The organism is Secundilactobacillus hailunensis (assembly GCF_005405185.1).
GTDB classification, from domain to species: domain Bacteria; phylum Bacillota; class Bacilli; order Lactobacillales; family Lactobacillaceae; genus Secundilactobacillus; species Secundilactobacillus hailunensis.
The window spans coordinates 1-9,719 of the sequence record NZ_BJDO01000063.1 but is presented as its reverse complement, the minus strand read 5'-3'; the positions used below and the strand labels follow the sequence as shown (position 1 = coordinate 9,719).

At 44.4% G+C, this 9,719-nt stretch carries 7 protein-coding genes; all 7 read right to left on the bottom strand.

Features of this window, described 5'->3' with window-relative positions; genetic code table 11:
* Positions 1-619 precede the first annotated feature (619 nt).
* Positions 620-2,092, bottom strand: a complete 1,473-nt coding sequence (gene lysS / locus FFM73_RS11470) for a lysine--tRNA ligase (RefSeq protein ID WP_137631821.1) — start codon at positions 2,090-2,092, stop codon at positions 620-622.
* A gap of 112 nt (positions 2,093-2,204) precedes the next feature.
* On the bottom strand, positions 2,205-3,200 hold the full coding sequence (dusB, locus tag FFM73_RS11465; protein ID WP_137631820.1) for a tRNA dihydrouridine synthase DusB: 996 nt from the start codon (positions 3,198-3,200) through the stop codon (positions 2,205-2,207).
* Positions 3,201-3,292: 92 nt separating this feature from the next.
* Complete coding sequence (gene hslO, locus FFM73_RS11460) at positions 3,293-4,171, bottom strand: Hsp33 family molecular chaperone HslO (protein WP_137631819.1); 879 nt, start codon at positions 4,169-4,171, stop codon at positions 3,293-3,295.
* Between the two features lie 367 nt (positions 4,172-4,538).
* Positions 4,539-6,713: an ATP-dependent zinc metalloprotease FtsH gene (gene ftsH / locus FFM73_RS11455; protein WP_137631818.1), complete on the bottom strand. Its 2,175-nt coding sequence runs from the start codon at positions 6,711-6,713 to the stop codon at positions 4,539-4,541.
* A 142-nt stretch (positions 6,714-6,855) separates the two neighbouring features.
* Positions 6,856-7,395, bottom strand: a complete 540-nt coding sequence (gene hpt / locus FFM73_RS11450) for a hypoxanthine phosphoribosyltransferase (RefSeq protein ID WP_137631817.1) — start codon at positions 7,393-7,395, stop codon at positions 6,856-6,858.
* Positions 7,396-7,408: 13 nt separating this feature from the next.
* Entirely contained in the window at positions 7,409-8,764 is a 1,356-nt protein-coding gene (gene tilS / locus FFM73_RS11445; protein ID WP_137631816.1) for a tRNA lysidine(34) synthetase TilS, read from the bottom strand.
* A gap of 114 nt (positions 8,765-8,878) precedes the next feature.
* A complete protein-coding gene (locus FFM73_RS11440) occupies positions 8,879-9,403 on the bottom strand; it encodes a S1 domain-containing RNA-binding protein (protein ID WP_137631815.1) in 525 nt (174 codons plus the stop codon).
* Between the last annotated feature and the right edge of the window lie 316 nt (positions 9,404-9,719).

Genomic DNA, 9,719 nt, shown 5'->3' with positions numbered 1-9,719 from the left:
TTCGTCCTGAGCCAGGATCAAACTCTCATTTTATGATTGTTTGTGACTCATTAATATTACTAGCGAAATTGACTTCGCAAATTACATTTGATATCAGCCAAAACTGATATGCCCTGCACATTTGTGAAACAAAACTTTGTTCAGTTTTCAAAGGTCTACTTTGTTAGCTAGTCGCCTTTCGACAACTTCTAAATCATATCATGTTGACGTGTTTCTTGTCAACGCTTTTTTATAACTTATTTGAATATCTATTCAAACGAGTTAGCTGTCAAACACGTTATCCCTTTGGCAACGATAACTACTATACCAGCTATCTAAAACGAGGTCAACACCTAAAAGCAACTTTTTCAAAATTTTCTTTTTACTCTGTCTAAGCGCTACTTTCAAGCCCCGTTATTCTATCTAAAATGGTCGTTGCACCACTTAACTAGTAAACTCCTTTTTAAATCATTTTTCAATCATTAATTTCAAAATCGTAATTGCATTTATATAGAAAGATCCTCCAGCTTCAGTATTATCAGTCAACTCACATCGCCAGCTATAGATCAAAAAAGCAGCCTCATCAATCAGCCAAGAAATGACTGTGATCAGACTGCTTCTCTTCATATTTCAGTTTTAACTATTCTTCTGGACGCATTGTTGGGAACAGTAAGACGTCACGAATGGATTCTGCATCCGTTAACAGCATGACCAGTCGATCAATACCGATACCGAGTCCACCAGTTGGCGGCATACCGTATTCCAAAGCTTCAATGAAGTCTTCATCAATACCTTCAGCTTCTTCGTTACCTTCTGCACGTTCCTTAACCTGAGCTTCAAAACGCTTGCGTTGGTCAATAGGATCGTTCAGTTCAGTAAAGGCGTTAGCAAATTCGTTGCCAACGATATAGAGCTCAAAGCGATCCGTAAAGCGAGGATCGTCAGGGTTCTTCTTAGCCAATGGCGAAATTTCAACCGGGTGACCATACACGAAAGTTGGTTGATCCAGCTTTGGCTGAACCAGCTCTTCAAAGAAGGCGTTAATAATATGACCTACTGCCCAGTAGTCTTCATAGTGAATGCCATGGTCATCAGCAAGCTTACGGGCGTCTTCAACGCTCATTTTAGGCCAGAAATCCACACCAGTGTACTGCTTAATAGCATCCACCATATGAATTCGAGCAAAATTCTTGTTCAAATCGATTTCCTGACCTTGATAAGTGATTACACCATCGTCAGTAACCGCCTTAGCAGCTGCCTTAAAAATACCTTCCGTTTCGTCCATCACATCATGGAAGTCAAAGTAGGCAACGTAGGATTCAAGCATGGTAAATTCAGGGTTATGACGTGTGTCCATCCCCTCATTACGAAATACCCGACCAATTTCGTAGACCCGTTCCATACCACCAACGATCAGACGCTTCAAGTGAAGTTCCAAGGCGATCCGCAAGTAGAGTTTAATGTCCAAAGCATTATGATGCGTCACAAAAGGACGGGCGTTAGCGCCACCAGCTTGGTTATGCAAAACGGGTGTCTCAACTTCCAGAAAATCTTGGCCATCTAAATAGCTACGAATAGCAGTGATGATCTTGCTGCGCTTCTTAAAGCGTTCGAAACTTTCTGGGTTAGAGATCAAGTCCAAATAACGTTGACGGTAGATCTGTTCCTTGTTCTGCAAGCCATGAAATTTATCTGGTAATGGCCGTAATGCTTTAGAAAGAAACGTCAGCTTAGTGGCACGAATCGTTAATTCACCCATATCCGTCTTAATGATGTCGCCTTCAATACCCAGGTGATCACCAATATCAGAACGTTTGAAAACGTGGTATACGTCATCGCCCAAAATATCTTTACGGACGTAGATCTGCATTTTACCGGTACGGTCTTGTAAGTCAGCAAAACCAACTTTACCTTTACCACGCTTAGAAACCATTCGTCCGGCAATGATTGCAGTCTTATGCACGTCATTGAGTTCATCTTTATCGTCTTCACCGAACTCCTGTTGCAATTGTGCTGCTAAGTAAGTCCGTTCAAACCGATGACCAAAGGGATCGATTCCCTCATCACGTAGTTCGTTCATCTTCTCGCGACGAACTCGTAGTTGGTCGTTCATTTGTCTATCTTTTCCAGCCACACTAATACCTCCATCTTATAATAACTAGTCCGTTATTAATTTTGACAACCCTCAATAAAAAAAGCAAGCTCTTTTGCCTGCTTTTTTTAAATTATCGGCCACTAACGGCATAAGCGGCTAATTTTTCTAGAAATGCGTCAAAAATATCATCCATTTGCTGCTCAGTTTCAGCATTGTTTAACGCTGCTTTAGTTCGTGCTGAATGTGAAATTCCCTTTAGGTAATAGGCAGCCTGACCGCGAAATTCACGGGGGCCAATGTAATCACCCTTCAATTCAACCAGCCTGTGCAAATGCTCCTTAGCAGTTTGAACCTTTTTTTCTGGTGTTGGTTCCGGCAATAATTCACCAGTCGCCAGATAATGCTCAGTTTGCCGCAACATCCACGGATTGCCCATCGCTGCTCGACCGATCATGACCGCATCGGCACCGGTATGATCCAGCATCCGCTTAGCATCCTGTGCTGAGCGCACGTCACCATTGCCCATAAATGGAATGGTCAGCTGATCGGCAACCAGCTTTAAAATATCCCAGTCCGCATGACCAGTATACAGTTGTTTACGGGTTCGACCGTGCATGGCAATAGCTGAAGCTCCAGCGCGTTCCGCTGCCAAGGCATTGTCAACTGCATAAACGTGCTGATCATCCCAGCCAGTCCGCATTTTAACCGTTACCGGCTTCTTAACAGCATCTGTGACATAAGACACCATTTCATAAACTTTATTCGGGTCTAAAAGCCATTTTGCACCCGCATCGGTCTTAACAACCTTGTTTACGGGACAACCCATGTTGATATCAATAATGTCGGCTGCCGTATGCTGATCCACAAATTTAGCGGCCTGAACTAAGGTTTCCTTCGTCCCGCCAAAAATTTGAATACTCATCGGGTGCTCACTGGCATCAACGAACATCATATCCAGCGTTTTTTGATTGTGGTACATAATGCCACGATCAGAAATCATTTCACAGACCACAAGGCCTGCACCGAACTCCTTACAAATCACCCGAAAAGCAGAGTTAGTGACCCCTGCCATCGGTGCTACAACAACCTGATTTGCGATTTTAACGTCGCCAATTTGCCATTCCATATGCTCACCTCTGATAAATTTTTACTGACTTAAATTCTGCGTTAGCTATCATAGCACATTGCGCCTACTACTGGCTATCAAAAAAAGCCGAATTACATTTTAGCTAAAATAGCCTTTAATTCCTGTTCGTTAAACTCATACTTGTTCTTACAGAAGTTGCAGACCGTTTCTGCGTGATGATCTTGATCGATAATTTCCTGCAACTGAGCTTTAGAAACACTCGACAAGGCCTTAGCAAACTCTTCTTTTGAACAATCACACTTAAATGATACCGGCATTTTATCCAGGATCTTAACGTGTTTTTCGCCAAATAAAAGGTTCAGCATGTCTTCAGGCTTCTGGCCATCTAGCAGTAACTCGGAGACCATGGGGACCTCTTTTAATCGTTTCTCCAAATGACTAATGGCATCATCCTTGGCACCAGGCATCACTTGAATTAAGAAACCGCCGGCAACTTGAATGCTGTTATCGTCATTCACAAAGACGGAAACTCCCACCGCTGAAGGAATTTGTTCAGATTGGGCGAGGTAATAGGTAAAGTCGTCACCGATCTCACCAGTAGCTAAGGCCACTTTCCCAGTATAGGGTTTATCTAGGCCCAGGTCTTTAGTGACTGAAAGTGAACCCTTAACACCCACAGCATTAGCAACGTCGATTTTATGACGTTTGTTCAATGGTAAAGTAACGTGCGGATTTTGCAGATAACCTTTAACGGTACCGTTAGCGTTTCCGTCAGCAACGATTCCGCCAACCGGGCCGCCGCCATTGATTCGAACGGTTAAAGTGTCGTCACCCTTTAATACAGAAGAAGACAGCATCAACGTTGCAATCAGGGTTCGTCCCAGTGCAGCAGAAGCAGCTGACCAGGTGTCGTGGCGTTTTTGTGCTTCACGAACAAGTTCGGTGGCATCAACGGCATAGGCACGGAATTGACCGTCGTCGACCACGCTTTTAATTAAATAATCTGACATAGTTTCCTATTTCCTCCTAAAAGAAATTTCTAGAGTAGTATAACACAAGGTGTGAAAGCTGGCGGTTAAAGAGCGTAGTGGAAACGGGCAGTGGGAGAAATCCTGATTCTGGATTTATGCCATTGTCGGCTTCCATGCAGCTTTCTGTCAGCTTGAGCCCGATTAGGACAAGGTGTGAAAGCTGGCGGTTAAAGAGCGTAGTGAAAGCGGGCAGTGGGAGAAATCTCGATTCTGGATTTATGCCATTGCCCGCTTCCATGCAGTTTTCTGTCAGCTTGAGCCCAGTTAGGCACAGTTGCTAATTACGAACTCAGCTAAAAATTCCACAAAAAAGCGCAAGCCCAAGGCCTGCGCTTTTTCATTGATTCTAATCCTCGCCATCATCTGGATGATCTGATGGATCATCAGTATGAGTCTGATCAGAATTACCTTTATCAGAACCACCCTTGTCAGAGTCGTTTTGATCAGACTTTTGACCATTTTCAGAATCAGACTGAATGTCATCTGATTCTTGAACAGTTTTTTCAGTCTTATCTTGCTTATCTTGAATCTTAGCCTGTCGTTCTGCTTCACGCCGTTCAAGTTCCTTCTTGGACTGTTCAAAAGTGGCAGCTTTTTCACTTGGAAATTCGTTGTCATTTTGCTTGTCAGGCATTTCCCCAGTCTTCCAAAGACTAAGAATCTGCTTTTCATCCAAGGTTTCGTACTTCAACAGTGCTTCAGCAATAATCTTATGCTGTTCACGGTGCTCAGAAAGAATCTTCGTAGCAGTCTCATGAGCTTCATTCGTCAAACGACGAACTTCGGCATCAATCGTGGCAGCTGTTGCTTGTGAATAAGTTGGCATTTGACCATAAGCAGCTTGTTGTTGACTTTGAGCATTTTCAAGCGCAACGGTACCAACTTTTTCACTCATCCCGTACTGGGTAACCATTGCCCGGGCAATTTGAGTTGCCTGTTCAAAGTCATTCGAGGCCCCGGATGATTCGGAGTGGAAGATGATCTCTTCAGCTGTCCGACCACCCATCAGGCCTGCCATTTGTTCCTTAGCATCCTTCTTGGACATCAGCATTTGATCTTCACGTGGCAACATAATGGCGTATCCGCCAGCACGGCCACGAGGAACGATCGTTACCTTATGGACGACCCGAGCATCGTTTAAGACTAAGCCAACAACGGTATGCCCGGCTTCGTGATACGCAACGGTTTCGCGTTCCGTCTTACTGATAACACGGTTCCGTTTAGCAGGTCCGGCAATCACACGATCTTCCGCTTCATCGATATCAGAAGCATCAATCTTGGTCTTGTTACGCCGAGCAGCCAGCAGTGCACCTTCGTTCAGCAGGTTTTCAAGGTCGGCACCAACAAACCCAGGGGTCTGCTTGGCGATTTCCTTCAAATCAACGTCATTTGCCAATGGTTTGTTACGTGAGTGAACCTTTAAGATAGCTTCACGGCCATTAACGTCTGGACGACCAACTAAAATCTTCCGGTCAAAACGACCTGGACGAAGTAAAGCGGGATCCAAAACATCTGAACGGTTAGTAGCAGCCATGACAATGACACCTTCGTTACCCGTAAACCCATCCATTTCAACCAGTAACTGGTTAAGGGTTTGTTCACGTTCATCATGACCGCCGCCCATACCGGCACCACGGCGACGACCAACGGCATCAATTTCATCAATAAAGATAATTGAAGGTGCGTTCTTTTTAGCTTGTTCAAATAAATCACGAACACGGCTAGCACCAACCCCGACGAACATTTCAACGAAGTCAGAACCAGAAATGGAGTAGAACGGTACGCCTGCTTCACCGGCAACCGCTTCAGCAAGTAAGGTTTTACCAGTACCAGGCGGTCCCTCTAGTAACACACCAGATGGGATCCGAGCACCCAATGAAACGAACTTGCGCGGATCTTTCAAGAACTCGACAACTTCGACCAGTTCCTGTTTTTCTTCTTCTTCACCAGCGACATCCGTAAAGCGGACTTTGTTTTCTTTACTATCGGTTGGCTTAGCTTTGGATTTACCAAAGTTCATGACTTTACCATTGCCGCCACCTTGGCCGGCTTGGCCCATCATCATGTAGAAGAAGAAAATAAACGCAAGAAGAGGCAATACGTAAACTAACATGTTTACCCAAAAGCCACTGGACTCTTCAGGCTTGGTATTCATTTTGACGTTATGATCCCTTGCATAACGCGTTACCTCAGTCACACTGGAGTTATTCTGTAACACCGCAGTACTGAAGTTGGTCACCTTAGAACTCGTATTACCGCCAAGGGTAAAGCCAGTCTGAGTTTTAGCCTCCTGAGCTTTCCGATACGTCCCGGTAACTTTATAAACGCCACCAGAAGGCTGTACGGCAAAGTTCTTAACGTTGTTCTCCTTTAGTTGATGGATAAACTCACTGGATTGAATTTCTTGGGATTGTGAGCTTGAGTTATTTCCTTGAAAGAAGTAAATAACACCCATGACCAACAAGAAGATCACAATGTAGAAAAGACTATTCCGAAAAAGTCCATTCTTTCGATTGTTCATTTAGTGCCTCCTTACTTCAATTCCCTACAAATTGGGAATAAAACTGAGGGACGATTCCCCCGTTAATAAAAATCATACTACCATATTTGACCTTATTTGACTAATGTTTTATTCGAAAATTTGACCTTTTTTGACCAATTCCCTAATTGGTGTAAATTTCCGGTTTTAAAACCCCAACGTAAGGTAAGTTTCGGTAATACTCCACGTAATCTAGACCATACCCAACCAAGAATTCATTGGGAACGTTAAAACCAACGTAGTCCGCCTTTGCTTCGACTACCCGGCCTTCAGGCTTGTCCAGGAGCGTGCATACCTTAAATGACTTAGGGTGCCGTTCAGCTAGACGATCCCGCAAGTATGCCAGTGTCCGGCCGGTATCCAAAATATCTTCGACCAAGATCACATCGCGGCCACTGATATCAGTATCAATATCGTGAACCAGTGTAATCTCACCCGTTGAAGCCGTACCGCCATGGTAACTGGAAACGTCAATAAAGTCGATGTCTGCGAGAAAATCCAATTCCCGCAAAAGATCCGTCATGAAAAAAATAACACCCTTCAAAACACCGATGAACAGCGGCTTTTTACCCGCGTAATCCCGGGTAATATCAGCTCCCAAACGTTCGCAGGCAGCCTTGATGTCATCTTGGCTGTATAAAACACGCTCGATATCGTTATTCATTAAATTTGCTCCTCTAGTCAGATTGTTTTAAAACCAGTTCGTAGTTAGTCTCAGTTAACTCACGGGTGCTGCGCTGCAGTCCGATCAGCCATAATACTTCAGCTTTGGCAGACACCACCACTAATTGCTGTGCCCGCTTTACTGGCGGTATTTTATGATCGATCAAAATTCGCCGAACGGTCTTATGACCGCCACCTGCCAGCTTGATTTGATCGTCTGGCCGCGCTTGCCTTACCTGCAAAGGTAGGTCATCCAGCTGCAGATCAAGTGCCATGTGCCATGGATCTGCCCGGCTCTTTTTTTGAGTCGGTACCAGTTGTGCCCGTAACCCCCGTGGTAACTGAACCCACTGGTTAGATATTACCACAATTTTATCCGTCAGTTTGTGATTTTGGGGAACTTTTAATTCTGATTTAATTGAAAATTGATCGTAAGCTTTTTCAAACACCCGTGAATGCGCTAGATTGAGCCTTGCCGTTGGCTTTTGCTCATTATTCAGTAACTGCGTGGCTTCATCCAAATACGACGCCGTAACCGGTAACTGGGCCGCTTGAAAAATCGCCTTCAGCACTGCTCGTTGCTGGATTGCCGTCAGCTGACGCCAGCGCGCCACATTGTAGGTGTGCTCGTTGATCCGCACCTGTTGCAGTAGTTCCGCCGTCCGCTGTGCTGCTAATTGAATAGTGGCACTGAGCTGGGCCGTATATTGTTTAACGTGGGTCAAAAAGGCAGGGCTTTCCTGTTTGAGTGCTGGTATCACTTGATGTCTGATGCGATTACGCAAAACATCGTTATTTTGATTCGTCGCATCCTCATACCAAGTCAACTGCTGTTCTTTAGCATAGGCTCTGATCTGCGCCTTGCTAAAGAGCAGCAACGGTCGCACGAGTTTGCCTGCCTCAAAGGGCTGTTCGGGCAAAATCCCCTGCAACTGCGTCAGTTGACCTCCCCGAATGAGTTTCATCAGCACCGTTTCAGCTTGATCATCGGCATGGTGCGCAGTCAGTAAAACGACGGCATGGTGCTGGGCCATACACTGAGCAAAGAATTGATAGCGAAAGTGCCGGGCCGCGGCTTCGACGCCCTGATGTGGCTGCTCATTAACCGGCCATTTCGTCTTCTCAAGTTGCAGGTGATGCTGCTGACAGTACTCACTTATAAATTGTGCTTCAACTTGGCTTTGAGACCGTAACTGGTGATTGACGTGGGCCACCACCAATTTAGGGCGAATCTGAGCCGGTAATTGTTGCATCAGCGTCAATAACACCATGGAATCAACGCCCGTGGAGACGGCTACAATCACCGTCTGCCGGCGATTAAACCAGCCCGCTTGCATCACTTCTGAATTAAATTGCTGTGTAATCTCCATTTTGTATCCCTCATTAACCAAATTAATCAAAAAAAGAAGCCTCCATTACAAAACGGCTGTTTTGTAAACGGACGCTTCAGTTCAATTGTCGTCTTGATTAATCACTGTGGCTGATTAGCTGCGACGACCGCCACGACCACCACGTTTGCCTTCAGTGTTACGTTTGAGGGTCGCTAACCGGTCTTCACTTTCCTTTAGAAAGCCAGACATTAAGTCATCGAAACTCTCCTTATGGTTCGAATTCGAGTGGTTATTATTCCGGGAGTGGCCACCACCGTTGTTGCTGTTACGATAATGACCGTTGCCACCACTATGGTGATTATTATGATTACCGTTATTTTCATGACGTTCGTGATCACGATTGTCATGGTTATGATGCTCGTGTTCTGAATGACCTTCAGGATGATCCTTAGCCTTACGGATCGATAACGCGATCTTACCATCGTCGCCGATGTTCAGAACTCGCACGGTGACTTCATCACCGATCTTCAATACATCATGAATATCTTTTACGAAGCCGTCAGAGACTTCACTGATGTGCACTAATCCAGTCTTATGATCACCTAAATCAATGAACGCACCAAAATTTGTGATACCTGAAACTTTACCAGCAACTTTTGCTCCAACCTCGATTGCCATAAACAAGAATTTCCTCCTTAAATTTGTACTAATATTATAGCACATTTCTTGTAAAACAAGCCTGAACATGTCGTGGATATCTCATCTAAATCTCATTATAAATAAAAATGGGTTCTACAATATCTGTTGTTGGTAATAGATTTTTATCTATTACTGATGACAGATTTTTTGTTTATCATTAGAATAAAAAAGCGGACATCTCCCGTCCGTTAACTTACTCCCACCACAGAATTAAGTCAAGAAAGGAAATGCCCTATGTCAAATGATACTACGAAAATGTTGTTAGGAATAGATGATGAACACTTAATAATTGAGG